The following is a 25410-nucleotide window of genomic DNA, read 5'->3' on the forward strand; positions in this document are numbered from 1 at the left end:
AACAACCGTCTGTAATCATTGAATCCTTCACTTTTGCAGAAGGTGTTAAAAACTGAGGTGTCGTATTGGGATTTTTAGAATAAACGCGCCAGTTTCTATCTCTAATATTAAGGTCATGATTAGGATCCAAAAATTCCATATTAGCACTCCAGAGACTTTCGATGGTCCCTACATCTTTCCAATACCCCTCAAAAGAATAGGCATAGATAGATTCATTGTTTCTCAGGTAAGTAGGAATAACATTGTGCCCAAAGTCGGTTAACTGTCTATCTTTTGCTTGATTATCGACGAGATATTTTTTCAATGTTTGCCAGTCGAATATATAAATACCCATAGAAGCTAAGTTCGACTTAGGTTTTTCCGGTTTTTCCTGAAATTCAATAATCCGATCCGTTTTATCCGTGTTCATTACGCCGAATCTTGAGGCATCTTCCCACGGCACCGGCATAACCCCTACAGTAAGTGAAGCTTTCTGCTTTTTATGATAATCCAGCATTTTTTGATAATCCATTTTATAAATATGATCCCCTGAAAGAATGACCACATAATCAGGATTTTTCTGGTCTATAAAATCGATATTTTGATATACAGCATGAGCCGTCCCTTTAAAGAACTTTTCACCTTCCATACTGGAGTAAGGTTGTAAAATGGTTGCTTCTCCGTTATGTCTGTCTAATCCCCAGCTCGATCCGTCCCCTACATGATTATTCAGTATAAGAGGCTGATACTGAGTGACCACACCTACAGTATTAAATCCGGAATTTGCACAATTCGATAAAGCAAAATCTATAATTCGGTAATTACCACCAAAAGGTACAGCTGGCTTAGCTATTTGCTTTGTCAGCTTTCCTAGTCTCGATCCTTGCCCTCCAGCTAAAATCATTGCGACTGTTTCAGTTTTCATTCTACTTCGGAAGTGTCTATCGACCTTCCTTCCCTCCTTATAACTGGTTTTTTTTTAACTCTCATTGCTGTATATTTTTAGTCTTTCGGTACGCCATACACGCGTTTGGGTTTAAGTACTACAACGCTTAATGCAGGTAAAATCAGTTCCAGTGAATGATCTTTCCCATGTACTGATTCCTCATTTGTTTTTAAAACACCTTGAGTATCTGTCCACGTTCCTCCTAATGATTGCCATTCTGTATTCCAGACTACTTCGTACTGACCTTTATAAGGAACGCCAACTTTTACACTTTGTCTTTCAACCGGTACGAAATTGCATAGCACTACAAGAAAATCTCTTGGTTTATTTCCGTTTCGGATGAAATACAATAGAGCTTCCTCAGCATTATCTGCTTGTAAAATTTCAGTGCCTTCAGGACGATGATCCACTTCCCACAATGCCCGATGTTCCCTATAAAAAGCATTCAACTGCTTCGAAAACTCTAAGTGTTTGGCATTCATTGAGTCATTTAAACTATCCCATTCCAACCCCTCGGCAAACCGCCACTCTAGAAATTGCCCGAATTCTGCTCCCATAAATTGCAGTTTTTTACCCGGGTGCATCATTCGGTATGTGTCGACGGTTCTTAGCCCTGCGAATTGGTTATAACGATCACCAAACATTTTGTGCATCATCGATTTTTTACCATGGACAACTTCATCATGAGAAAATGGTAAGACATAATTTTCATTGAACGTATACATAAACGAAAATGTAATCAAATTGAAGTGGTTTTTTCTAAACAATGGATCCATTTCAAAGAAACGAAGTGTATCGTTCATCCATCCCATATTCCATTTGTAATTGAAGCCCAAGCCGCCTTCGTGCACGGGATGTGTCACTTTTGGCCAAGCCGTACTTTCTTCAGCCATCATTAATACGTCGGGATGTCTTTCAAAAACCTTTTTATTCAGTAACTGGACAAATTCCACACCGGCTTTATTGATGTTTGTTCCTTCATCATTCGGTGTCCAGTCCCCAAGATCATAATCTAAGTAAAGCATATTGCTGACAGCGTCCACTCTTAAACCATCCAAGTGAAACTGTTCTATCCAGAATAAAGCATTGGATATCAGATAACTACGGACTTGATTCTTTCCTAAATCAAAGTTTAACGTTCCCCATCGATTATTATTGGCTTGATTAGGATCGCTGTATTCAAATTGGGGCGTGCCATCATAATAAGCAAGACCGTAAGCATTGCGGTTAAAGTGTCCTGGCACCCAGTCCATGATGACGCCGATATTTTCCTGGTGAGCCATTTCTACTAATTCTTGAAATTCTTCAATTGTACCAAATTTAGAAGATAGGCCATAGAATCCTGTTGCCTGATATCCCCAACTTGCATCAAGTGGGTGTTCCATTAAAGGCATAAATTCAATATGTGTGTAACCCATCTCTTTTACATATGGAATCAGCTCATCTTTCAATTCTGAAATCGTATACCAGGAACCATCTGAGTGATGTTTCCAGGAGCTTAAATGTACTTCATAAATATTAAGAGGACGATTGTAAATTTCAAACCTCTTTCGATTGGCCATCCACAAGCCGTCTTTCCAAGATTTATTTGGTAAATCCCGCACGACTGATGCATCATTGGGTCTGACTTCAAATTGATAGGCATATGGATCGATTTTATAAGCAACCGTTCCGTCTGCCTGGATAATTTTATACTTGTAACACTCGCCTTGTTTAGGTCTAGGGTCTTTTAAAGTAAAGATCCCCGTATCTCCAACTTTATGCATCTCATCTAATTCGGTCCACTCGTTGAAATCCCCGACTAAGTAAACAGCTTGCGCTTGAGGCGCCCAGACAGTAAACACGTATCCATTTTCAACTTTTTTACAACCCATAGTAGTATAACTATCGTATTGTGTCCCTTCGTTAAAAAGATAAAAAGATTCCAAGTCATTATCATTATATTCTAACTTTTCTTTTCCTTCACTCATTAATATCCCCCTCAGTGAAAACATCGCTTACAAATCTTGCACATACAAGATTTTAATAAAACCTTTAATAACATTATTGTAACTTATTAAACATACTACACCAAATTTTTACTCTTGTGAATAGTTTTCAAAGATTTTTTTATAATGATTCTTTAATCCGACCTCAGACCGATGACAACCCTTTTGTAAAATGGTATGATGACCATGTAAGATTGTTAACGAAAACGTAGAAAGGAGGATTCATTTATATGGAAGGATTACTGCTAGGTTTAGGGTTTATAGGTATTGTTATCGCTATTCTCACACCCTTTTTCAAAAGTGGTGCAGGCTTAGCGCTGATTAGTATGGCTGCCTACTTTCATTTCATTGGAACTGAAACATGGTTGCCGATCGTTTTATTTACTGCCGGTTTATTGCTCATTGTCTTCGAAATATTTGTACCAGAATTTGGTATAGCAGGTATCATTGGAGTGATCTTGCTGATATTAGGTTTATATCTGACAATCGGAGATTTAGGACAGACGGTTAGAGATTTAAGTTTATCTGTCGTTATTACGGCCGGTGTGATCATTTATCTCATCAAGAATGGCTACTCTTTGTCGAACGTCAATAAACTTGTTTTACAGACTAATATACAAAGTACAAAGACTGATGAAACGGTTGGAAAAGGAAGAATAGCTGTTGATGCTGAAGGTATAGCTGCTACTGCTCTTCGCCCATCTGGTAAAGTGACTTTTGATGATGATCCAACTTTATATGACGTATTAAGTACCGATGGTCACATTTCCAAAGGAACACCAGTAATTGTAGACAGAGTCAAAGGAACAAAAATAACGGTAAGAAAAAAATAGACAGGAGAAATGACTATGGATTTAATAAGTAATGGATATATAGGGGTTATTATAACCGCAGCAATAATATTAGTACTGATAAGTGTCTTCCTTCGATTTGTACCTGTGGGGTTATGGGTCACAGCGTACTTCTCAGGCGTAAAAGTCAGTATTGGTACCTTGATCGGTATGCGTTTGCGTCAAGTTACTCCCCATTCGATCATTCGTCCGCTGATCAAAGCTACTAAAGCTGGACTTGATCTTTCTGTGAATGATTTAGAAGCGCATTATTTGGCAGGAGGAAATGTCAATCTAGTTATTGATGCACTCATCGCTTCTCACCGTGCTGATATCGATCTAGGATTTATAAAGGCTGCAGCAATCGATTTAGCTGGTAGAAATGTGTTTGAAGCTGTTCAAATGTCGGTTACTCCAAAAGTCATCGTGACTCCCGATATTGCAGCAGTTGCTAAAGACGGTATCGAAATTATTGCTAAAGCGAAAGTTACAGTTAGAGCGAATATCGAACGTTTAGTTGGTGGTGCAGGTGAAGATACAATCATCGCTCGTGTTGGTGAAGGTGTCGTTACGACCGTCGGTTCCGCTGATAAACATTCCGATGTTCTGGAAAATCCAGATATGATTTCTCAAACAGTTTTAGGTAAAGGTTTAGATGCCGGAACTGCTTTTGAAATACTATCCATTGATATCGCAGACGTTGACGTCGGCCGAAATATTGGAGCCAAACTTCAAACGGAACAAGCCGAAGCAGACAAAAATATTGCCCAAGCTAAAGCTGAAGAACGTCGCTCAATGGCGATTGCTCAAGAACAGGAAATGCGCGCCGAAACTCAAAAAATGCGGGCAAAAGTGGTCGAAGCCGAAGCCGAAGTCCCTCTTGCTATGTCAGAAGCCCTAAGAAGTGGAAACATGGGTGTTATGGATTACTACAAAATGAAGAATGTAAATGCTGACACAGAAATGAGAACATCTATATCTGGTCAGTCAACTAAAGAAGAAGAGTGATCACTATGGATTTACTATTTGTATGGCTCATTCAATTGTTTATATTTTTTATTATCGTTACGTCAGTTGCCTCTTTATTAACCAAAGTTACTAAAAGAGCTAATACTCAAGAAAAGCGAATAGATCCAAGTAAGATGGATGCTCCTTTGCGCGAGGTTGAGACAACGAAACGCAACGAACAGAAACCGGCAACAAAAAACAAGCGTCCTGTTCGTGAAGATAGATACACACGAACACCTAGAGCAAGAGATTCAATACGTCAACAAAACAAAGAAATGATCAAAGATGTAGTTACGATAAAAGATCCATATCAGGCTACGGAGAATAAAGTGGTATCCACTTTATTAAGCAAAAAGCGTTTAAAACAGGCGATTATTTATAAAGAAATACTGGACAAACCTGTATCCATGCGTGATGAATAAATAATAAAAAGGCTACAAACAAGAGACATTGACTAGTGTTGTCAATAAAACTCTGTTTGTAGCCTTTTTTTATCCGGATGAAGAAACAAAGAAATCTCTTTTGATTTCAATAAAACGTTCAATATCTCTTAAAATTTGAAATAGTGTCGCTCGACTTTCAAATTCATCTCTTGTTTTCGGTAATTCAGATTCTCTAAAATAACGGTACAAGGTGCAAATATGTTCAAGTAACGTCAAGCCTGTATTTTTTTCGTGTAGCTGATCAGCAATTTCATTAAATAAATGCGCCAGCACCTCATTTTGCTCTGTTTCAAGTTTTACAGTAGTTATATTGTTAATCATCACTTTTGATAAATCTAACTGCCGTTTTCTCATTTGAGTGTACCGAATGTAATAATCATTTTTATTGGTTATGTGGTTTTCATAATCCATAAGGGCAGTTTTTTCTGTCTCATTCAGCAACTCTGTTAATTTACGAGCTTTTCTTTCAAGGGAACTCTGGTCCGTTTTTTTGAGTAAGTAAGAATGAAATAATCCTAAAAACTCACGTAATTCTTCTTCAATTAAAATAATCTTTTGATTAAGATCTTTCTCGTAAGAGGGCATCCATAAATTAAATCCAACAGCCACAATTACCCCAATAGCCATTATTAACAATCCGTTCACCTGCCAATGGATGGCAATACTTTCAGCAGTGACAAAATGCGTCACAAGAACGGAACATGGTGCAATACCTGACTGAAGATCAAAGCGATAGGCAATCGGTACATAAACCAGCAAATATAAACTGAAAGATATGACTGAAAAACCTAGCAGATAAAAAACAACAGAAGCGACAAGAAACGCTAAAATTGTTGAACCTAACCGCGCAAAGGCAGTTGCTATAGATTCCTGTTTGGTATCCAAGACGCTCAAAATTGCTATGATACCCGCCGCAAATGGATATTCCAGATTCAATGCTTGAGCGATAAGTATTGAAATAAATGTGGCCAAGACCATTTTTATCGTTTTAATCTTGATAGTCATGCAACTTGAGCTCCTCTCCTTCTCAGTCATTTACTTTATATATATGTTAAAGGATTTATTCTGATTGCCTTCGTCATAACGTCCCTGATTTGATAATCGATATCAGTAGCCACAACCCCATTATTCCTGCTCCAATAAATATAATAATGGCAAAGAGCGAGACGCCTGTAGCTTCCGCCATCACAAAAATTATCGATGACGCTAAAATAAGAGCCGCAATAATGACAGCAAATACTAACCGGTTCACCATTTTATTTAATTCACGCCACTTTGATTCAAAGTGAACTAAATCAATGTGCAACATAAGTCGACCGTTATTAACCGTGTCTATAGCACGTTTGATTGAAGAAGGTAACTTAATCGAATCTGTTGCTAATTGATACGCATTGAGTTTTAATTTTTCAGCAGAAAATGAATCGAGTACTTTTATATCGTCGCTTGCTTTGATATAATTCGATGCAATTTCCATAATATTTATATCAGGATACAACTCACTTACGACACCTTCAATTATGGTCAATGATTTTGCCAGCAAAATGAAATCATTGGGCATGACCATTTTATATTTACGTGTAACATGCAGGACATCTGAAAAGAAGATACTCAAGTTTATTTGACCAAAACTTTTAGAGACATAGGACTGATAAAAATCATGCAGATCTTCTGAAAAGGCAAACCGGTCTATCTTCTCTTTAGTAATAGCCATCTGAAGTAATAAATTCATTAACTGGTCGATATCTTCAAAAACAATGGCTCGCATCATTTTGATTAAATCATTTTTTACAGTTGCCGATAACTCTCCAATTATCCCAAAATCGATGAAAACGATTTGTTTGTTCCGAAGAATGATATTCCCTGGATGTGGATCTCCATGAAAATACCCATCTTTAAATACTTGAGATAAAAACGAATAGACTAGTTTTTCTGCTATATCTTTTTTTACATAGCCTTCTTTTCTTATTTCCTGAAGATTTAGACCTCTGATCCCTTCCACATGATCCTCAACGAGAACACGCTTGGACGTGTATGCTAAATAAGGCGTTGGAACTGCTACAGCGTCAATTTCAGTATTTAGTCGTTTGAATTTAATGAGTGCCTGCGCTTCATTTCTAAAGTCCAGTTCTCTTTTTGTCGTCTCTTCAATCTCTTTAACTGCCGCTTCAACGTCTAACAGCATTTCCTTGACTGCTTCAGGAGCCATAGAAACAATACGCGAAAACAATTGAATATCGCGAAGTAGATTTTCTTCGATTTCTGGTCGTTGAACCTTGATGACGACTGCTTCTCCAGATAACATCTGGGCTTTGTGGACTTGCGCAACAGATGCACTGGCTATTGGTATTTCATTGACCCATTCAAAAACATCTGACAGTGGTTCATTGAAATCCTCTTCGAATATCCTCTCTATTTCAGAATAATCAAAAGGAGGTGCATCGTCTCTCAACTTGGACATTTCTCTTATGTAACTCGGAGGCAATAAATCTTGTCGTGTGGATATGATTTGACCAATTTTAATGAAACTCGGTCCAAGTTCTTCAAAAGCTAAACGCAAGTTTGTTGCATCCTGTTCTTTATGTTTTGTTCTTACTCGTGTCCGGTAAATATGACCGAAGCCGTAAGACGCCAAAACACTAGCGATTTCTGTTAAACGTTCCCGGTTACTTTTCATTAACTTGCCTCCTTTCTAAAAGAAAAAAAGGAGGTGCTGACCAAGGATATGATCAACACCACCAACCTTATGCATCAGTAGATTTATTGTCTAATTTTCTTTCCAGTTCTTTTACTTTTTCTTCTAAATCATCTATGTCTTGTCTTTGAGCCACATTCATTTCCAGCAGCACTGCCTCGAGTGTTTCCTTATCTTCCGAAGTTAGGGTGCTGTTTTTCTTTTGTATCAATTCTTCCGTTAATTTTTTTCCCTCAGACACGGTCAGCTTTCCACGACTGACTAGTTTATCTACTTGTTCAACAGCTTTATCAAATGCTATAGCGGTAGATCCGACTCCAATCAACAATGCTTTTCTGATATCTTCTAACATATTAAAACCCCTTTCGTTAATTTACACTTGTATTATATCATTCATTTCTTCTGATGTCAGACTTTTAAAACAATAGAAACAAACCGTATTAAGGTACAATATTCCCTGCAGCTCGATAAATGCTGTACCATTCTTCACGGGTAATAGTTACTCCTGATGCCTTCGAATAATTTTTTATTCTTTTTGGTGTCATCGTTCCTAAAATGACTTGCATTTCAGCCGGATGACGGAGTAACCAGGCAATGGCCATGGCTTCATTATCTAAACCGTATTTTTCGCCTACTTCTGTCAGTTTGTCATTCACTTCTTGATACTCCGGATTATTCAAAAAGACACCCTTCTCACCGTGAACAGGTGACCATGGTTGAACGGTCATATCATTGAGACGACTGTAATCTAATATAGCGCGGTCATGATCAATAGAATTTTCGTTTTTAGTGTTTACATTTACGCCCGCATCAACCATACCTGTATGCATCACACTAAACTGAAGTTGATTGGCTATTAAATCTTGTTTTATATATTTTTTTAATAGTTCAATTTGAAGCGGGCTATGATTACTTACGCCAAAATGCTTGACTTTACCTGATGAGTATAATTCATCAAAAGCTTCTGCCACTTCTTCTGGATCGACTAAAGCATCTGGACGATGGAGAAGAAGAACATCTAAATAGTCTGTATCTAGTCGATCGAGTATGTTTTCTACTGAACTAATGATGTGTTCTTTAGAAAAATCATAAAAGCCAGAGCGAATACCTACTTTTGACTGTAATAATATATCTTCTCTTTTTATCGAGGTTTTCTTTAAAGCTTCTGAAAAACGCTTCTCAGATTCCCCTTTACCGTATATATCGGCATGATCATAAAAATTTATACCTTCATTATAAGCAGTTTCGATTACTTTAGCTGCATCTTCAATGTTTAACTTATCCATACGCATGCACCCTAAAGCGATTTCAGAAACCTTTAAATCCGATTGACCTAATTTAATTTTTTTCACAACGAACCCTCCAAAATTATTAATATACTTTCATTGTACACTCTTTATTTGGATAATGCTAAAATTACACAAATAGAGAGACCTAACACTTTAATACAAATGTGACGAAAATATGACAAAAAGATTACTTATTTTAAATTAATGTAAATGTGACGAAAAAGTGTCGAACTCTATTGCTTTTTTTTTAAAACTATTTAAAATAGGAATTGTAACAAATTGTTCACACTATCCTAATTATCTCAAACTGTGTACATACACTCTCAATGAGACTTTTGAAAGGAGTCATAACTTATGATTACATTATACGTATCTCCAAGTTGTACATCTTGCCGAAAAGCTAAAACATGGTTAGAAGAACAGGCTTTACCCTTTAACGAAAAAAACATTTTCCATGAACCCTTAACTAAGTACGAAATCAAGCAGATACTTAGTTTAACAGAAGAAGGTACCAGCGAATTAATCTCTTACCGTTCACAAGCGTTTCAATCTTTAACGGTTGATATCGAGGACTTATCTATGAATGAGTTATTAGAATTATTCACTTCACAACCGAGTTTGATTCGTCGTCCCATTATTTTAGATGATAGACGCCTACAGATTGGATACAATGAGGAAGAGATTAGATGTTTCCTGCCACGAAAAGTTCGAGAAATTGAACTTGCTGAAATCCATCGTCAACTAGCTGTTGACGACTCAGCGTAAAAAAGAAGGAGTAGATTAAAACATCTACTCCTTCTTTTTCGTAATAGTAACTGTTCTAGCCTCTATCTATTTCTTCTGTTCTGTTCTGTCCCGTTCTCACTATCTTCATCATTAATTCTCACTTCATTGGTCTTTGCTTCGACTCCATCCGTTGGCTTATCTTTTTCACTTAATTCTTCCTTCTCATCATCCTCACCTAATACTTGTTCTCTGTAATCTTTTTCCTTGTAGAAGAAGACACTGTGTGTAATTTTTAATATCGGTCTCATGAGCAGGAAAAAACTAGCAAAAATATACAAATACATCCCCACTCGTTCAAGGTCCGTGAACGCGTGAACCAGGCTGCCTGATAAATACAGAACGCCCGTAACTAAATCGTTAGTTAGAGAAATAATCATATAGTAATTTTGAAAATATAAGCGAAATCTCCCGACTTTTACAATCACATCTGAATCTTTACCAGGATCGACATCATGTTTTTTTGTCTCGACTTGAGGTCTATGAGGTCTATGAGATTTATGAGGCATTTTATGTTTCATTATTTCTTCACCTTTCAATAAACTACTTATTTATAGAATAACAAAGAGAACGAAGCAAGTCATTATATATAACTTGCTTCGTTCCTTTTTGCAATCAGGACATTACCTCCAGCGTTTGGTCACTAATATAAACACACAAAAAGAAGAACTCGGAAAATCCGAGTTCTTCTTTTCGTGACTACTCTGTTTAAACTTGTTAATTATTCATTCGTTATTAGCTCTAGAGGTGATGCAATGTATTCATCAATTTCTTCACCCTCAAAATATTCATAAGCTGTTTCCATTGCAATCCGGCCCATCTCATCTGGTTGTTGTGCAATGGTTGCATCCATACGTCCTTCTTCTACGGCAACTAGAGCATCATCGTTTCCATCAAACCCAATAACTACAATATCTTCCGCTAATCCGGCAGCTTCAATTGCTTCGATCGCACCTAATGCCATTTCATCATTTTGTGCAAAGATCGCTTCAACATCAGAATTACTTTGCAGCATGTTTTCCATAACAGTTAACCCTTCTGAACGGTTGAAATTAGCTGTTTGACTGTCGACAACGTCCAATCCGTCTTCAGCAACGTTCATAAACCCTTCTCCACGTTCACGAGTAGCGGAAGCTCCAGGTACGCCTTCCAGCTGAACGGTTGCTGCCCCTTCACCAACTAGATCGATAATGTGCTGGGCAGCCATTTCTCCGCCTTCTACGTTGTTAGAAGCGACTAACGTGACCACTTCTCCACCTTCACTTGAACGGTCGATAGTGATAACGGGTATCCCTGCATTGTTTGCTGAATCAATTGCCGGTTCAATCGCTGCAGAATCAACTGGATTTATGAGTAAAATATCTACACCTTGTTGAATCAAGTCATTGACGTCGTTCAATTGCTTGGCTGTATCATCTTGTGCATCGACAGTACGTACATCTGTCCCTTCTGCTTCAGCAGTATTCACAACACCTTCTTGTAATGAAACGAAGAACGGATTGTTTAAAGTAGAAAGCGATAATCCGACGACCATTTCATCACGTTCCACGCTTTCTATGCCTTCCTCACCACTATCTTCCGTGTCGTTACCTTCTAATCCGGTTGTACCACATGCTCCTAAAAATAATGCAGATACACTAAACAAAGCGACTAATTTTTTCATTTTTATTTCCTCCTATAATTTTTTATAATTTTGTTAATCATTTTTTTATTTATCACTCTTACGGTCTAACAAGACAGCAATAATGATGACGATTCCTTTAACCACTTGTTGATAAAAACTGGAAACGCCGATCAAATTCAGGCCGTTGTTCAATGTCCCAATGATGAGTGCCCCAACGAGCGTTCCGAACAATCGACCACGTCCACCAGAAAGGCTGGTTCCACCTAAAACGACAGCTGCGATAGCGTCTAATTCGTAAGTCGTACCGGCGGTTGGTTGCGCTGAATTTAAACGTGAAGTTAAAATCAACCCAGCTAAGGAAGCCATCAAACCAGAAATCGAGTAAACAGCAATTTTGATCCAATCACTTTTTATCCCTGCTATATAAGCCGCATTCTCATTCCCTCCTATCGCAAAAGTTTTTCGACCGAATGTCATCTTGTGTAAAATGACATATAAAATTCCAAAAGCAATTGCCATTAAAATGACTGGAAATGGAATACCGAAGAGATAGCCTTTGCCGATAAATTGGAAGAAGAAGCTGTCACCGATTCCGGATATCGGATTTCCGTCTGTATACACTAAAGTTAAACCACGATAAATGGTCATCGTCGCTAAGGTTGCGATGAAAGGAGCGGTTTTCCCTTTGGCAATCAACGTCCCATTCACGGCACCCAATAGAGCTCCGATAACTAAAGCAGCAAGTGTTGCTAAAACCGGGCTCCAGCCACCTGCAATCAGACCGGCACCTAGTGCACCACTCAACGCTAAAGTAGATCCGACTGATAAATCGATCCCGCCTGTAATGATGACAAACGTCATCCCGAAGGCAATCAAGCCGTTAATGGATACTTGTCGCAACAAATTCAAAATATTTCCCATTTGAATAAAATTAGGATTCAAAATAGTTACAAAAACCATCAATACAATCAAAGCGAAGAATGGACCTAACTTCCGTATCATTTCACTACGTTTTTCTTTTTTCTTTTCTATGTTACTTGCTTCTGTATTCATTTATATCCTCCTGTCGCTAACGTCATGATTTTTTCTTCGGAAAAATCTGCCTTATCCATTTCACCGGCTACATGTCCTTCGTGGATAACTATCACACGGTCGCTGATCCCGATAATTTCAGGTAAATCACTTGATACCATGATAATACCTACGCCTCGTTCAGCTAATTCTTTCATTAGCATATAGATTTCACGTTTAGCACCCACATCGACTCCTCGAGTTGGTTCATCCAAAATGAGAACACGGGAACCCGCCCCGATCCATTTAGCTAAGACGACTTTTTGCTGATTCCCACCAGAAAGTGTCTTCACCGGAACTTCCCCGCTTACCGTTTTTACAGTAAGACGTTTTATTAATAGTTCCGCAAAATCTTTTTCTTCCTTGGTATTGATCCAACCAGTGTGACTGAATTCTTCGATCGAGGGTAAAGAAATGTTTGCTATCAAAGAATCATTCAAAATCAAGCCTTCTTCTTTACGGTTCTCCGTTAAAAAACCAAGACCTTGTTCAATAGCATTATATGGTGATTTCACATCTATTTCTTTACCATCTAAAAATAATTGTCCGGAAGTTAATTTATCGATACCAAAAATACCGCGCATAATTTCTGTCCGTCCGGCACCCATTAGTCCAGAAATTCCTAAAATTTCGCCTTGGCGAACATGGAAATTGATGTTTTTATAAACTTTGCCGTCACTCAAGTCTTTCACTTCGAATAGTATGTTACCCTTTTCTGTTTCGATATCTGGATAGTAATCTTCCAAGTCGCGTCCTACCATTTTCCTGACCACTTCGTCCTTATCTGTCTCAGCAGTTGGTACCGTATCTACGCTGACTCCGTCTCTCATGACGGTGATGCGGTCACTGATGGCAAAAATTTCTTCCATCCGGTGTGAAATATAAATAATTGCGACATTCTTCGCTGTTAATTTTTCGATTGTAGTAAACAAGACTTTAATTTCACGGTCCGTCAAAGCCGCTGTCGGTTCATCCATGATAATAACTTCCGCATTAGACATCAATGATTTGGCGATTTCAACTAGTTGTTGCTGACCTACGGATAACGTGCGCATACCCCGGTCTAAATCAATATTCACGCCTAAGTCTTTAAATAATTCACTCGCTATTTCATGCATTTCTTTTGTTTTTATCCAACCCCAGCTAGTTTTCTTCTCTCGTCCCATAAAGAGGTTTTCCAATACCGTTAAATCTGGCCATGTAATCATTTCCTGGTGAATAAAGCTGATACCTTCTTCTTCTGCACGTTTCGGATTTTCAAAGGTTCGTTCTTCGCCGTTGATGATAATGGTTCCTGAATCATATTTGTGTAAACCGGTTAAGATGTTCATCAAAGTTGATTTCCCGGCTCCGTTTTCACCCATCAAGGCGTGTACTTCACCGGATTTTATATCTATGTTGACACCTAAAAGAACTTTGTTGGTACCAAAGCTTTTTACGATGTCCTTCATTTGAATTTTCAATGCATTCACCTCCTAAAAAATGACGCCAGCTTGTAAAATGATATTTGAATACGGCGTAGCTTCACCTGTTCTGATAATTGCTTTGACTCTTTGAGATTGTACTTTCAACTCTTCATGAGAATTCCAATCCATTTCTATATCACCCATAAATTTGTTGATGGCTTTTAATTGTTCTGGATTTTTTTCTTTGATTTCTTGTGCCAGCATGTATTTCTCGACTTGCATTTCTTTTAACAAGACTGCCAGGACATGAATGAATTTGGGTTCTCCAATTTCAAGTGCCAAATCGATTTTTTTAACATTCTCAGGAACAGGCAAGCCGCAATCTCCAATCATTATTTGATCGGTATGTCCTAAATCGGCCAATACCTTACTGATTTCACTATTTAAGATGCCATTTTTTTTCATACTTCTTGCTTCCTTTCATTTCATCTAGGGTTGGAATGCCGGTTTGGGCACCCATCTTCTGAATGGATAGCGAGGCCGCTAAATTGCCAAACCGAATGCTTTCTTCTATCGATAATCCATTTGACCAAGCGACTGCAAATGCACCGTTGAACGTATCCCCTGCACCCGTAGTGTCGACTGGCACCACTTTATTTGCTGGAACCAGCTTCACTTTTGTGCCGTCATGATAATACACGCCTTCGGAACCTGCTGTTACTAGTAGTTTGTCAGGATACCTTGCCAGTACTTCTTCCATTTTTTCGCCCGGGAATAATACAGAAAATTCAGTTTCATTCGGAGTGATAAAGCGTACCTTTTCAATAGCTTCGGCACTCAGTTTTCTTGCAGGCGCGGGATTGTATAACACAGGAACATCCAGTTCCGTGCAGACATTAACCAATTCTTCGATTGCATCTACCGGAACTTCATTTTGAACAACAACCAAATCGCTCATTTTCAAATCTTCTCGCAACATAGCAATGCGTTCGGGTGTTAATGCGTTATTTGCTCCCGGAATATAGATAATGGCGTTATCCCCATCTTGAATCGTAATGACTGCCGAACCAGAGGGCAGATGTGTAACCCGTTCCACATTGTTTAAAAAAATTTTGTTTTCTTTTAAGTTTCGTTTAAGCTCTTCTGCAAATGTATCGTTTCCTACTGTCCCTACCATAAACACTTCGGCACCTAAGCGAGCCGCAGCTACCGCCTGGTTCGCTCCCTTACCTCCAAAGGCAGTAGAAAAGTTTTTCCCTTCGACTGTTTCACCTATTTGCGGACGTTTGTCTGTTTCAATGACAAAATCCGTTGAAATACTACCTACTACTGTGATCTTTACCATTCAATACTCCTCGCTTTCTCTTAAAGAATCTCGAACGACGAGTTCAGGATCCAACTTTATTCGTTTGTTGCTTATGTTATCTTTCCTGATTCGGCGAACTAACAAGTCCGCAGCTTGATAACCTGCTTGAAAAGCCGGCTGAGATATCGTGGTTAATCCCGGATATACTAATTGACTAAATGGAATATTATCATATCCAATCACTTGAATATCTCGTGGGATCTGGTAGCCTCTCTGCTGTGCTTCTTTCATTACGGCCAGAGCAAACAGATCATTACTTGCGATGATGCTATCCATCTTTCCATATAAATCGAAAATGTCTTCGGCAGTCGTTTTTGCTTCTTCAATCGTATACGATCCTGTTTCAAAAATTTCATATTCAACGTCTGTTGGATTCAATACGGATAAGATACCAAGTAAGCGGTCAATTGCTCCAGGGACTGATTTAGGTCCTGCAATAATTAGTACTTTGCCAGGTTTCCGATCAATAATAGCTTGAGCAGCTAGAATGCCACCCTTTACGTCGTTGGTATAGACTGCATAGTCATCTCCTTCTAGCACCCGGTCAAGCATAACGATAGGCATCGGATGATTATTACTAAGTGTTCCTTCGACAGCGGATAAGACGCCTGCTACATTTTGCTGGGCGAATAATGTCATGTAATTATCCCCCGCTTTACTGCCTTCTTCCACATTACCTAGAATCACGCTGTACCCATTCTCACGGGCGCTTTCTTCGATTCCTTTCATAAGTAAAGGGAAATAGGGGTTAGAAATATCCGGCAACAACAGTCCGATCATCTTAGACGTTTTCTGGAACAATGAGCGCGCCACTTCATTAGGGTAATAGTTTAATTCTTTGATGGAGGCTTCTACTTTTTTCCGAGCTTTCTCGCTCACATATCCATTTTTATTTAATGCACGAGACACAGTTGCAACAGATACTCCAGCATGTTTCGCAACCTCTTTAATTGTTACCATAACTTTCACCTACTCTAAGTCTATCTCATTTTATCAATTACTGACCGCTTTATATATACCTGTAAACATTGGCAATACAGAATGTGTAACCGATTACAGATTCATAATATCATACTCTCTGAATAATGCAAGCGTTTTTATTTAAAATAGCAAAAATCCTATTAGAAAATTACGAAACTTAGACAGAGCATTGGTTTTCACCTGGACAGTCGTTAACTTAAAAGAACCCAAACGATATGTGTCTACATATCGTTTGGGTTCCAGTTCTTTATTTTTCTTCGAACGAGCAACGCGATCGATCATCCCTATTAAATTTTTCAGTACAAAAAAAGGTTTCCCGCTTTTCATCGCGGAAACCCCTTTTTATTTACGGTTATTTCTTCCGATAAAATTCTCTTATCGCATGCATTTCTTTAATTGGTTTAGATAATGCCTGATAAAGTTCAAATGTTTCTTTATATTTTTCCGAAGTCATTTCATCAGGCACCACTTCTTCCTCTTTCGCCTCTAAGGTTTCAAGCAGCTCCGCATCGTATGGCTCGCCAACTAATACAGCTCCCAAACAAGAGCTTTCAAATTGTGGCGATAGCGTCAGAGTTTTGTTGAAAATATCTGCCGCCATTTGTTTCCATAAAGATGAATGTAAAAAACCACCGGTAACTTTTAAACATTTTGATTGCCCGCCAAAGGTTTCCAATATATCGAGCACTTCTGCTAAATTGAATAGTACACCCTCCATTACAGCACGAACGAAGTGGTCTTTTGTGTGAATGGCATCGATCCCAATGAAATGAGCTTGAACAGAGGCATCCCATAGTGGTGCTCGTTCGCCATTTAAGTAAGGATAGAAGAGCAAGCCGTCTGCCCCGGGAGAAATTTTTCCAGCCATTTCATTTAAGCTTTTGTAATCCGCAGAAAAAATGTTCGCTATCCATTCAAAGGCGTTGCCCCCATTGTTAACAGCCCCTCCGACGACCCATTTGTCTTTCGCTAAGTAATAACAAAACGTGCGACCTTCTGGATCCAAAACGATATGGTCATTAACCATTCGCAAAGCGCCACTGGTTCCAATCGTCATCGCGACTTCATTTTGACCGACTGCATCTAGTCCCAAGTTAGCTAGACAACCATCGCTCGCTCCAATAACAAGGTTTGTTTGTAGAGAAAGGGCGGCTTTAGCGTAGGTTTCTTCCACTTTTCGAGTGAAAACAAAATTCGTATCGACGGGATCAGAGAAAGCTTTCCGATTCACGCCGACAAAGTCTAATATATCTTGATCCCAATCCAACTTCTTGAGATTAAATAGACCGGTCGCTGAAGCAAGGGAATAGTCGATTTTCCATTCACCTGTTAATTGATAAGTGATGTACTCTTTGATTCCGACGATTCGTTCCGCTTTCGCCAGCAAAACTGGATGTTCCTTTTTTAACCACAACAGTTTACTTAGCGGAGACATCGAGTGAATCGGCGTTCCCGTTCGTTGGTAGATCCAATTTAAATCTGACTCTTCGCGCGTCAGTTTCAAAGTCGCATTCGAGCGATTATCTGCCCATGTATAGACATTAGTCAGCGGTTTTCCATCACCTGAAACAAGCATCAAACTATGCATAGCACTGGAAAAAGACACAGATTTAATTTGATTACGAATGACTTCATTTCGATTAAGCAGTGTTTGAAGGACGGCTATTACTGCTTTAAAAATCACTTTGGGATCTTGTTCGGCCATCCCTTCTTCTGCGCGTATAGTGGGATAAGTTTGAGCTGCTGAGTCTCTTACAGCAAAAACTCCATCATACAAGACCGCTTTTGTACTCGTTGTTCCAATATCCATTCCAATTCTAAATTGCATCTGCACGTTTAGTCCTCCTTCTTGACGACAGCATGACCTCCAAACCCATTACGCAAGGAAGCAGCTACTTTTTCTCCATATTTTTCTTTGTCCATTGAAGAATACCGCACCATCAATGATTGCGCTATAACAGGAACCGGGACTTGCATTTTCATAGCTTCTTGGACCGTCCATTGTCCTTCTCCTGATGAATGAATAACGCCTTCAATGTCATCCAAGCGCGCATTTTCAGTCAAGAAGTCAAAGGCTAATTCCATTAGCCAGCTGCGGATGACAGATCCGTTGTTCCAGACTTTAGCTACTTTTCCCATATCAAAATCATATTCAGCATGCTGCAATACATTGAAGCCTTCTCCTATTGATTGCATCATCCCATATTCTACACCATTATGAACCATTTTCAAATAATGGCCGCTACCACTTGGACCCGTATACAAATAACCATCGGCCACATTCACAGCCGCAAAAATTTCTTCGATTTCAGCGAATGCTTCTGCGTCACCGCCAATCATCATACATGCGCCACTTCGCGCACCAGAAACCCCGCCAGAAGTTCCTACGTCAAAAAAGTGCAGACTTTTTTCTTCACACTCGGCTCCACGACGCTTCGAATCTTCAAAATGAGCATTCCCACCATCAATAATACGGTCTCCAGGACTTAAATGCTGTTTTATTTTTTGAAAAATGGCTTCCGTAATTTCACCGGCCGGTAACATCATCCAGATTGTTTTTTGATTAGAAAAATCAGACAGTAATTCTTCTATCGATTCAGCAAACTGAATACCTTTAGCATTTACTTTGTCTTTAAGCGAAGGATTCACATCCATTCCATATACCGTATACCCTTGATCCACCATATTTTCTGCTAAATTCAATCCCATCTTGCCTAATCCGATTATTCCTATCTCCATTGATTCTGCCTCCTTGATTTTTTTCATAAGTATAGGGTCGGAAAATTTCCGACCCTACCTTTTATTTTCTTTCATCGGTTCATCTTCACTCGACAGATGAACTATTAATGTAATTCTGGCCAGTAATTTTTGTTGGCTTCGATCAAATCATCTAGAATGTCTTTAGCCACTTTCGCACTCGGAATAGTTTTCGATAATGTCAGCGCCTGCCATAATTTCAGGTAACTACCTTCGATATAAGCTTCGACCACCAGTTTTTCTACTGTCACCTGTTGGAACATCAGCGCTTTTTCAAATGCAGGTATTTTCCCTTGGGTTAGTGGTTCCGGACCGTCGTTTCCTACGATACACGGCACTTCCACCATGGCATCATCTGGAAAATTCGCAATCGCACCGTTATTTTCAACGATCATCAACATCCGTTCATGGGTATTAAAGGCGATGGCACGTGCCAAATCAACGATAAAGGATGCGTGACTATCGATATGGAACCCACCCTCTACGGCCGTTCCTTTTTTGATGATATTGCGAGCAGCCGTAAAGACCTCTTTTTCACGGCCATTCATGACTTCATTGGCGCGCGTATAATCCGCGTTGGAATGGGCCACTTCATAGTCAGGATACAGGTAATATTTCAAGTACGTATTCGGTAAATAATGCGGATTGACTGCTAATATGTCTTTTGCTTTCTTGTGTGTTTCTTGCCAGCTCTCATCCATATGCTGCTTATCCACTTCGACTTTTGTCAAGTAGCCATTTTCCGCAACATACTCACGAATTTGATCGATATATTCATGTCCTTCTTTGTCTTTGACACTTGTCCACCAGCCAAAATGATTCAATCCAAAATAACGCACTTCTAAATCTTCCGGATTTTTTTCAATGATCTGAGACATTCTGCGCAAAGTTCCCACCGGCATATCACAAATATTCAAGACTTTAGAATCGGGACGTAAGACACGACACGCTTCTGCCACAATGGCTGCTGGATTGGAATAATTTAACATCCAGCAATCCGGCGAATATGTTTCCATATGATCTATGATTTCCATCATCCCCGTAATGCTGCGCATACCATAAGCGATCCCACCGGGTCCACACGTTTCTTGTCCAACGACACCATGTCGCAGAGGAATCTTCTCATCTTTTTCTCGCATAGCGTATTTCCCGACACGAATATGAGCCATACAGAAATCCTTGTCGCTGAACGCCTCTTTTGGATCGGTCGTATAAGAGAATTTCAGGTCTGGTGCTTGTTCTTTCAGCAAAATTTCTAAGGCTTCCCCTAATTCCGCTTGACGTTCTTTATCATTATCATACAAAACCAATTCACGCATCGGAAAACGGTCCATATTGTCCAGCATCATCATGACGATTCCTGGCGTAAACGTGCTACCACCACCGGCAATGACTACAGAAAACTTTTTCATAAATATTTCATCCTCACTTTTTTTATTTCCTTTATTCTTCTACAGGTTCACGATTCAATACTGTGTCGACTGCTTTGCGGATTTTATTTACTTGCAAGCCATATACCACTTGAACATTTTGGCCTCTTTTCATAACTCCGCTGGCTCCTGTCTCGCCTGTTAAGAGTCCTTCATTGACCTTATCTGGATCCAGCAAAGTTAAGCGTAGGCGAGAGTAGCAATTATTCACGGTCTGGATGTTATCATCCCCACCAAGTGCAGCAATAATGGTTTGCGCCAGTCCTAAATCGCTTGCGGGTTCGCTACCTTGAGCTTGTTTTTCTTGATAATCTTTTTTCGAATATAAACGTGTTTCCCCACCCTCATCTTCTCGTCCAATCGTTTTATAATTAAACATGGAGATCAAGAAACGGAATAAGAAATAGTAGATTGCAAAGAACATGAGACCTACAAGAATATACATTGGCCAACCTGTACGTTCTATTCCTAGAGGGACATTGTATAGCAAGAAGTCTATGAATCCATTAGGACCAATAGCACGAACATTAAGCAGATTCAAGACGACCATACTTAATCCACTCAGACCTGCATGGACGACGAAAAGCAAAGGAGCCACAAACATAAAGGCAAATTCGATAGGTTCGGTTACTCCGGCAATGAAAGAAGTCACTGCAGCAGGAATCAAGATTGCACGTGCTTTTGCTTTGTTTTCTGGTTTAGCTTGATGATACATAGCCAAACACGCACCGATCAGACCAAACATTTTAGAGATTCCGCGAGCATCCCAAATGACACTAGGGGCCAATAAGCCGCCATCAGCATTGGCAATTTCTGCAAAGTAGATATTACGAGCACCTTCAAATATTTCCCCACCCACTTCAGCAATACCACCTAATTCGGTGTATAAGAAGGGTGTATACACTAAGTGATGCAAACCAGTTGGGATAAGTAACCGTTCCAGTGCACCGTATAAGAATAATCCGAAGTTTCCACTTTGGTTGATCAAGATTCCTAAACTGCTAATGCCGGACTGGAAAAATGGCCAAATACTTGTAAATAAGATGGCTAACAGAACGACAACTGGGATCAACACGATAAATACAAAGCGGGATCCGCCGTAGATCTGGAAGGCGTTGTTGAATTCTTTATCAGCAAAGCGGTTATGTACAAGCGCTGTGACGATCCCTAAGAAAATCCCAAGGAATACTCCCATATCCAGTATTTGTACGCCGAGTACCATCGTTTGTCCGGTACCCTGAAGGTTTCCTTCAATCAACATTCCTTGAATGCCCATATAGCCATTCATCGCATTGATAAAGACCAGGTAGCCGAGTAAAGCAATGAATCCAGCTTCTGATTTTTTCTTATTGGCTAGCCCGACAGCTAACCCGACAGAAAAGACTAAGCCTAAATTGACTAAAATTGAAACAAGCGACCCGGACAGAATCGTTCCAAAACCAGTTGTAACTGGATTATCTAAAAACGGAACAACTTCCAGTAAACGTGCGTTGGTAAATAAATTCCCTATCGCAATCAAAATCCCTGCAATCGGTAAGATCAAAACGGGTATAAACATTGCTTTGGAAAATTTTTGCATCGTATCCATTATTCTTTCTTTCATTTTCTTTCCCTCCAATATTTTTAAGTTAATCTAAGTGTAGCGATAACTCGCCCTCAATAAAAGGCTTTCATAACAAGAAAAAACGTGTTTCGCCAAGACGAAACACGTTTCAAAAAAATAAAAAGCAACGTATTTATTGGATTTTCCAGACATCATTGATAACACTATCCGTGATTTAACAGCTTTTAGAAAATATGCTGTACCTCGGTGAATAACAAATATCAACATAGCCACCAGCATTATGTCTTTAAAATCATTCCACTTCTGAGTAATCTTCTACTTCATTAATTCCTTTTAAATAGCCACTGAGTAGATACTCAATCAATAATAAAGTGAAAGGAAAAAAGGTGTTTGGCAACAAATTTCGGTCATCCAATTTATGTTTATCAGTAATTTTGAAGTTCAGATCACTGTGTTCGCTTAAACGGTTAGACGTTTCTTTTGTAAAGGAAACAGTATACACTCCTGCTTTTTTAGCAGTATGCATTTTGTCTAAGACACCTTGCGTTTCGCCCGATTTAGAAATCGCTACAAAGGCTCCGATATTCTTTAGATTATTTTCCAAAACACCCACTGAATCGAGCGAGGTTGCAATAATCACTTGTTTTCCCAGAAGCAACAATTTTTTATATAGATATTCTGCTGTGATTGCAGAAAAGCCTGCTGCATAAATGAAAATGACCTTACCATTTAAATGCAGTACATTTTCAATAAATGCATCCATGTCTTCTATTGAATTATGCTGCAAGACTAACGAACGCTCAAGTTCAAAAAAATCCACTTCTTTTGTTTTATCGGTGTCATTTCCGGCATTGACCAGTGGTAATAAATGGTAATACAAATCAATAAATCCGGTGTAGCCTAATTTTTTTGATAACCGAATGACACTTGCCGGAGATGTGTAATTATCCTTAGCGATTTGACGTACACCTTTTTGAAGCACACAATCCATGTGTTCCAAAATATAAGTAAGTAATTGCTGATCTAACTCTGATAGCTCTTTGCCTTGTGTTAACTTAGCGATATCGAACACATTTATCTTCTCCTTTTTTCATTCTCATCATTAGTATAACGAAAATTCCGAAGAATAAAAGGTATATTATAAAGATCATTGATAACAGATAGAACTCTTTTCGCATCATTTTTAATAATTCTGCCTTAATTCATGATAAAGCCAATATTTTCACTATAACCACTAAGTTGTCGTTCATTTCACGTGCACAAAAAAGGAACTTAAACACCGTTTAAGTTCCTTCAACATCTCATAATCTGAGCCTAGTTCTCTAAATAAACTGTCACTGTTTAATACTACCTGCGGTGACCCCACCGATAATGTAACGAGATAGGAACGCATAAAGAAAGAGTAATGGTACAACGGAGAGTGTAATCCCCATATACATGGCTCCAAATTCAGTTCTATATCCGTCTGTTGTCAATAGCTGAACTAACATGGGTAGTGTATACATTGAACGATCATTAATTAAAATTAATGGTAGTAAGAAGTTGTTCCATGATGCAATGAATGAAAAAATAGCCATCGTTGCCAATGCCGGACGCATCAACGGCAATATAATTGCATGGAAGATGAAAATTTCACTCGCCCCATCAACACGCGCTGAGTCCACTAATGCTGGATGATAGATGGTTTCCAGATATTGCTTCATGAAGAAAACTGTCGGTGCACTAGCTATGGAAGGTAATATCAATGGAATATAGTTATTCAACAAGCCTAAGTTAGCCATGAATTTATAAAAACCGATGATACTTACCTGTGTCGGAATCATGATCAATAAGAGAATGATTCCCCATATAAACTTTTTACCTTTAAAGTCGTACACGATAAAAGCATAGGCTGTCAGCGACGAGAAATATAAACTTAAAATCGTCGCACTTGCCGCGATAAAGAATGAGTTTCCATACCCTTGGAATATATTAAACCCCTGATCTCTTAGATGTGTCCAGTTAGACCAGGCTGAGTCACTTGGAATAAGAGACAGTCCTTGTTGAATTTCAGGAGCTGATCGCGTTGAATTAACAATGACGACCCAAAAAGGTATAATACTCAACAGTGTCAAAAGAGCAAAGAATACATATATCAGAGTTCGCTGTATTTTTAATTTTTTTTGATTACCTTCTTCGTACATATTCTATTTCACTCCTTTCACTGTTTTTGTAGTTTTTTTGTCTCGGAAACTGTTAAAGATAATCAAGCTCAAGATTGATGTCATAATAAGGAGGAATACTGATGCTGTTGAAGCAACATTCAAGTTTCTTCCACCTTGGAAAGCTTGTTTGTAAATAAAGATCATCATGGTCTCAACTGATTGAGCTGGTCCTCCCCCCGTTAACAGATAAGGGATATCGAATATTTGAAGACCCCCAATAAGAGATGTAACTAAAACATATAATGTTATAGGTTTCATCAAGGGCATTGTAATTTTTGTAAATGACTGCCAGTCTGTTGCGCCATCTACACGTGCAGCGTCGAACAGATTCTCGTCAATTCCCAGAATACCTGCCTGAAGAACGATTGTTGTCTGTCCATACCACATCCAGAACTGAATAAACGATACAATTAAACGCGTACCTAAAACACTTCTGAAGAAATCTACTGGTGAACTAATCAGTCCCCAATCCAGCATGATTAAGTTTAATGGCCCACGTGGGTAGCTGAATAATGAACTGAATATCAAAGCTACCGATGCGGCTGTTATGATATTAGGTAGGTAAAACATACTTTTGAAAAACCCAGTCGCCTTTAAATTCATTCGTCTATTCGTAAACCAGTAGGCCAGTATGAAGGCTAGTATGATCTGCGGGAAAAAGTTGATTAACCAAAGAATCATCGTGTTAAACACCGAATTTCTGAATAATTGGTTATTATAAAGTCTTTCGAAATTCTGGAACCCAACAAAATTCGCTTCAGTTGCCCAACCGGCTAGATCGGTAAAAGATAAGTAAATCGTATAAAACATCGGGTAAAAGTTAAAAATCAGGAAAAATATAAAAAATGGTGCGACAAAAATGTATCCCCATTTATTAGCATCTTTTCGTTTGGCCAGATGTTTAGGTCTTTTAGTCGCTGTTTTGCTTTCTGTTGTAGCGTCTGATGATATCGCCATAATATCCCCTTTCCATGTAGTGGAGAAAGGGCAGTGAACACTTCTTAGGAATAGAAGCGTTCAGCTGCACTCTCCTTGTGCTACACTTTTAT

General features: G+C 38.9%; 25 protein-coding genes. 4 read left to right on the plus strand and 21 right to left on the minus strand.

Going from position 1 to position 25410, the window contains the following annotated elements; all coding sequences use genetic code 11:
* Both R6U02_RS01945 and glgB read right to left on the minus strand, forming a co-directional pair.
* The coding region (locus tag R6U02_RS01945; protein ID WP_410261949.1) for a glucose-1-phosphate adenylyltransferase at positions 1–904 on the minus strand (904 nt) is incomplete at its 3' end.
* A gap of 77 nt (positions 905–981) precedes the next feature.
* On the minus strand, positions 982–2895 hold the full coding sequence (glgB, locus tag R6U02_RS01950; protein ID WP_410261950.1) for a 1,4-alpha-glucan branching protein GlgB: 1914 nt from the start codon (positions 2893–2895) through the stop codon (positions 982–984).
* Between the two features lie 248 nt (positions 2896–3143).
* Between glgB and R6U02_RS01955 the strand changes: the two genes are divergently transcribed.
* From R6U02_RS01955 to R6U02_RS01965, 3 genes are read left to right on the plus strand one after another with little or no spacing between them, the layout of a single operon-like run.
* Entirely contained in the window at positions 3144–3746 is a 603-nt protein-coding gene (locus R6U02_RS01955; protein ID WP_410261951.1) for an NfeD family protein, read from the plus strand.
* A gap of 15 nt (positions 3747–3761) precedes the next feature.
* Positions 3762–4751 carry a flotillin-like protein FloA gene (gene floA / locus R6U02_RS01960; RefSeq protein WP_410261952.1) on the plus strand — a complete coding sequence of 330 codons (990 nt, stop codon included), beginning with the start codon at positions 3762–3764 and terminating at the stop codon, positions 4749–4751.
* A 5-nt stretch (positions 4752–4756) separates the two neighbouring features.
* Positions 4757–5173: a hypothetical protein gene (locus tag R6U02_RS01965; RefSeq protein ID WP_410261953.1), complete on the plus strand. Its 417-nt coding sequence runs from the start codon at positions 4757–4759 to the stop codon at positions 5171–5173.
* Positions 5174–5242: 69 nt separating this feature from the next.
* On the opposite strand, the gene R6U02_RS01970 is transcribed toward R6U02_RS01965, so the two are convergent.
* From R6U02_RS01970 to R6U02_RS01985, 4 genes are all read right to left on the minus strand, one after another.
* A complete protein-coding gene (locus tag R6U02_RS01970; RefSeq protein WP_410261954.1) occupies positions 5243–6229 on the minus strand; it encodes an aromatic acid exporter family protein in 987 nt (328 codons plus the stop codon).
* Positions 6230–6272: 43 nt separating this feature from the next.
* Complete coding sequence (locus R6U02_RS01975; protein ID WP_410261955.1) at positions 6273–7868, minus strand: ABC1 kinase family protein; 1596 nt, start codon at positions 7866–7868, stop codon at positions 6273–6275.
* Between the two features lie 67 nt (positions 7869–7935).
* Positions 7936–8238, minus strand: coding sequence for a phasin family protein (locus R6U02_RS01980; RefSeq protein ID WP_410261956.1), 303 nt, complete (start codon positions 8236–8238; stop codon positions 7936–7938).
* Positions 8239–8326: 88 nt separating this feature from the next.
* On the minus strand, positions 8327–9238 hold the full coding sequence (locus tag R6U02_RS01985) for an aldo/keto reductase family oxidoreductase (protein WP_410261957.1): 912 nt from the start codon (positions 9236–9238) through the stop codon (positions 8327–8329).
* 291 nt (positions 9239–9529) lie between these two features.
* Here R6U02_RS01985 and spx point away from each other — a divergent pair, with 291 nt between their 5' ends.
* The gene (gene spx, locus R6U02_RS01990) at positions 9530–9940 is read left to right on the plus strand and encodes a transcriptional regulator Spx (RefSeq protein WP_410261958.1); all 411 of its coding nucleotides are present in this window, start codon (positions 9530–9532) and stop codon (positions 9938–9940) included.
* 62 nt (positions 9941–10002) lie between these two features.
* On the opposite strand, the gene R6U02_RS01995 is transcribed toward spx, so the two are convergent.
* The 15 genes from R6U02_RS01995 to R6U02_RS02065 all read right to left on the minus strand — a co-directional run bounded on the left by R6U02_RS01995 (position 10003) and on the right by R6U02_RS02065 (position 25318).
* Positions 10003–10479, minus strand: a complete 477-nt coding sequence (locus R6U02_RS01995) for a YrhK family protein (protein WP_410261959.1) — start codon at positions 10477–10479, stop codon at positions 10003–10005.
* A gap of 200 nt (positions 10480–10679) precedes the next feature.
* On the minus strand, positions 10680–11621 hold the full coding sequence (locus R6U02_RS02000; RefSeq protein WP_410261960.1) for a D-ribose ABC transporter substrate-binding protein: 942 nt from the start codon (positions 11619–11621) through the stop codon (positions 10680–10682).
* A gap of 45 nt (positions 11622–11666) precedes the next feature.
* Positions 11667–12635 (minus strand): ABC transporter permease, encoded by a 969-nt coding sequence (locus tag R6U02_RS02005; RefSeq protein ID WP_410261961.1) that lies wholly within the window; start codon positions 12633–12635, stop codon positions 11667–11669.
* A complete protein-coding gene (locus tag R6U02_RS02010; protein ID WP_410261962.1) occupies positions 12632–14116 on the minus strand; it encodes a sugar ABC transporter ATP-binding protein in 1485 nt (494 codons plus the stop codon). Before R6U02_RS02010 ends, R6U02_RS02005 begins: the two co-directional genes overlap by 4 nt.
* Before the next feature lie 12 nt (positions 14117–14128).
* Entirely contained in the window at positions 14129–14524 is a 396-nt protein-coding gene (rbsD, locus tag R6U02_RS02015) for a D-ribose pyranase (RefSeq protein WP_410261963.1), read from the minus strand.
* A complete protein-coding gene (gene rbsK / locus R6U02_RS02020) occupies positions 14499–15404 on the minus strand; it encodes a ribokinase (RefSeq protein WP_410261964.1) in 906 nt (301 codons plus the stop codon). The genes rbsD and rbsK overlap by 26 nt, the downstream gene beginning before the upstream one ends.
* A complete protein-coding gene (locus R6U02_RS02025) occupies positions 15405–16385 on the minus strand; it encodes a LacI family DNA-binding transcriptional regulator (RefSeq protein ID WP_410261965.1) in 981 nt (326 codons plus the stop codon).
* 141 nt (positions 16386–16526) lie between these two features.
* Positions 16527–16733 (minus strand): hypothetical protein, encoded by a 207-nt coding sequence (locus R6U02_RS02030; protein WP_410261966.1) that lies wholly within the window; start codon positions 16731–16733, stop codon positions 16527–16529.
* Between the two features lie 25 nt (positions 16734–16758).
* On the minus strand, positions 16759–18234 hold the full coding sequence (locus R6U02_RS02035; RefSeq protein WP_410261973.1) for a gluconokinase: 1476 nt from the start codon (positions 18232–18234) through the stop codon (positions 16759–16761).
* An 8-nt stretch (positions 18235–18242) separates the two neighbouring features.
* Positions 18243–19172, minus strand: a complete 930-nt coding sequence (gene gnd, locus R6U02_RS02040; RefSeq protein ID WP_410261967.1) for a phosphogluconate dehydrogenase (NAD(+)-dependent, decarboxylating) — start codon at positions 19170–19172, stop codon at positions 18243–18245.
* Positions 19173–19249: 77 nt separating this feature from the next.
* Positions 19250–20575, minus strand: coding sequence for a 6-phospho-alpha-glucosidase (locus R6U02_RS02045; protein ID WP_410261968.1), 1326 nt, complete (start codon positions 20573–20575; stop codon positions 19250–19252).
* A gap of 31 nt (positions 20576–20606) precedes the next feature.
* Positions 20607–22196: a PTS transporter subunit EIIC gene (locus R6U02_RS02050; RefSeq protein ID WP_410261969.1), complete on the minus strand. Its 1590-nt coding sequence runs from the start codon at positions 22194–22196 to the stop codon at positions 20607–20609.
* A 253-nt stretch (positions 22197–22449) separates the two neighbouring features.
* The gene (locus tag R6U02_RS02055; protein ID WP_410261970.1) at positions 22450–23229 is read right to left on the minus strand and encodes a MurR/RpiR family transcriptional regulator; all 780 of its coding nucleotides are present in this window, start codon (positions 23227–23229) and stop codon (positions 22450–22452) included.
* A gap of 262 nt (positions 23230–23491) precedes the next feature.
* On the minus strand, positions 23492–24340 hold the full coding sequence (locus tag R6U02_RS02060; protein ID WP_410261971.1) for a carbohydrate ABC transporter permease: 849 nt from the start codon (positions 24338–24340) through the stop codon (positions 23492–23494).
* Positions 24341–24343: 3 nt separating this feature from the next.
* Positions 24344–25318, minus strand: a complete 975-nt coding sequence (locus R6U02_RS02065; protein WP_410261972.1) for a carbohydrate ABC transporter permease — start codon at positions 25316–25318, stop codon at positions 24344–24346.
* Positions 25319–25410 lie beyond the last annotated feature (92 nt).

The sequence above is a fragment of the Alkalibacterium sp. genome (assembly GCF_046484155.1).
Classification (GTDB): Bacteria; Bacillota; Bacilli; order Lactobacillales; family Carnobacteriaceae_A; genus Alkalibacterium.

Bases quoted from the DNA above. Each gene is read 5' to 3' on its own strand.
- glgB (WP_410261950.1), bottom strand. From the start codon at position 2,895: ATGAGTGAAGGAAAAGAAAAGTTAGAATATAATGATAATGACTTGGAA.
- R6U02_RS01955 (WP_410261951.1), top strand. From the start codon at position 3,144: ATGGAAGGATTACTGCTAGGTTTAGGGTTTATAGGTATTGTTATCGCT.
- floA (WP_410261952.1), top strand. From the start codon at position 3,762: ATGGATTTAATAAGTAATGGATATATAGGGGTTATTATAACCGCAGCA.
- R6U02_RS01965 (WP_410261953.1), top strand. From the start codon at position 4,757: ATGGATTTACTATTTGTATGGCTCATTCAATTGTTTATATTTTTTATT.
- R6U02_RS01970 (WP_410261954.1), bottom strand. From the start codon at position 6,229: ATGACTGAGAAGGAGAGGAGCTCAAGTTGCATGACTATCAAGATTAAA.
- R6U02_RS01975 (WP_410261955.1), bottom strand. From the start codon at position 7,868: ATGAAAAGTAACCGGGAACGTTTAACAGAAATCGCTAGTGTTTTGGCG.
- R6U02_RS01980 (WP_410261956.1), bottom strand. From the start codon at position 8,238: ATGTTAGAAGATATCAGAAAAGCATTGTTGATTGGAGTCGGATCTACC.
- spx (WP_410261958.1), top strand. From the start codon at position 9,530: ATGATTACATTATACGTATCTCCAAGTTGTACATCTTGCCGAAAAGCT.
- R6U02_RS01995 (WP_410261959.1), bottom strand. From the start codon at position 10,479: ATGAAACATAAAATGCCTCATAAATCTCATAGACCTCATAGACCTCAA.
- R6U02_RS02000 (WP_410261960.1), bottom strand. From the start codon at position 11,621: ATGAAAAAATTAGTCGCTTTGTTTAGTGTATCTGCATTATTTTTAGGA.
- R6U02_RS02005 (WP_410261961.1), bottom strand. From the start codon at position 12,635: ATGAATACAGAAGCAAGTAACATAGAAAAGAAAAAAGAAAAACGTAGT.
- rbsD (WP_410261963.1), bottom strand. From the start codon at position 14,524: ATGAAAAAAAATGGCATCTTAAATAGTGAAATCAGTAAGGTATTGGCC.
- rbsK (WP_410261964.1), bottom strand. From the start codon at position 15,404: ATGGTAAAGATCACAGTAGTAGGTAGTATTTCAACGGATTTTGTCATT.
- R6U02_RS02025 (WP_410261965.1), bottom strand. From the start codon at position 16,385: ATGGTAACAATTAAAGAGGTTGCGAAACATGCTGGAGTATCTGTTGCA.
- R6U02_RS02030 (WP_410261966.1), bottom strand. From the start codon at position 16,733: ATGAAAAGCGGGAAACCTTTTTTTGTACTGAAAAATTTAATAGGGATG.
- R6U02_RS02035 (WP_410261973.1), bottom strand. From the start codon at position 18,234: ATGCAATTTAGAATTGGAATGGATATTGGAACAACGAGTACAAAAGCG.
- gnd (WP_410261967.1), bottom strand. From the start codon at position 19,172: ATGAAAAAAATCAAGGAGGCAGAATCAATGGAGATAGGAATAATCGGA.
- R6U02_RS02045 (WP_410261968.1), bottom strand. From the start codon at position 20,575: ATGAAAAAGTTTTCTGTAGTCATTGCCGGTGGTGGTAGCACGTTTACG.
- R6U02_RS02050 (WP_410261969.1), bottom strand. From the start codon at position 22,196: ATGAAAGAAAGAATAATGGATACGATGCAAAAATTTTCCAAAGCAATG.
- R6U02_RS02060 (WP_410261971.1), bottom strand. From the start codon at position 24,340: ATGTACGAAGAAGGTAATCAAAAAAAATTAAAAATACAGCGAACTCTG.
- R6U02_RS02065 (WP_410261972.1), bottom strand. From the start codon at position 25,318: ATGGCGATATCATCAGACGCTACAACAGAAAGCAAAACAGCGACTAAA.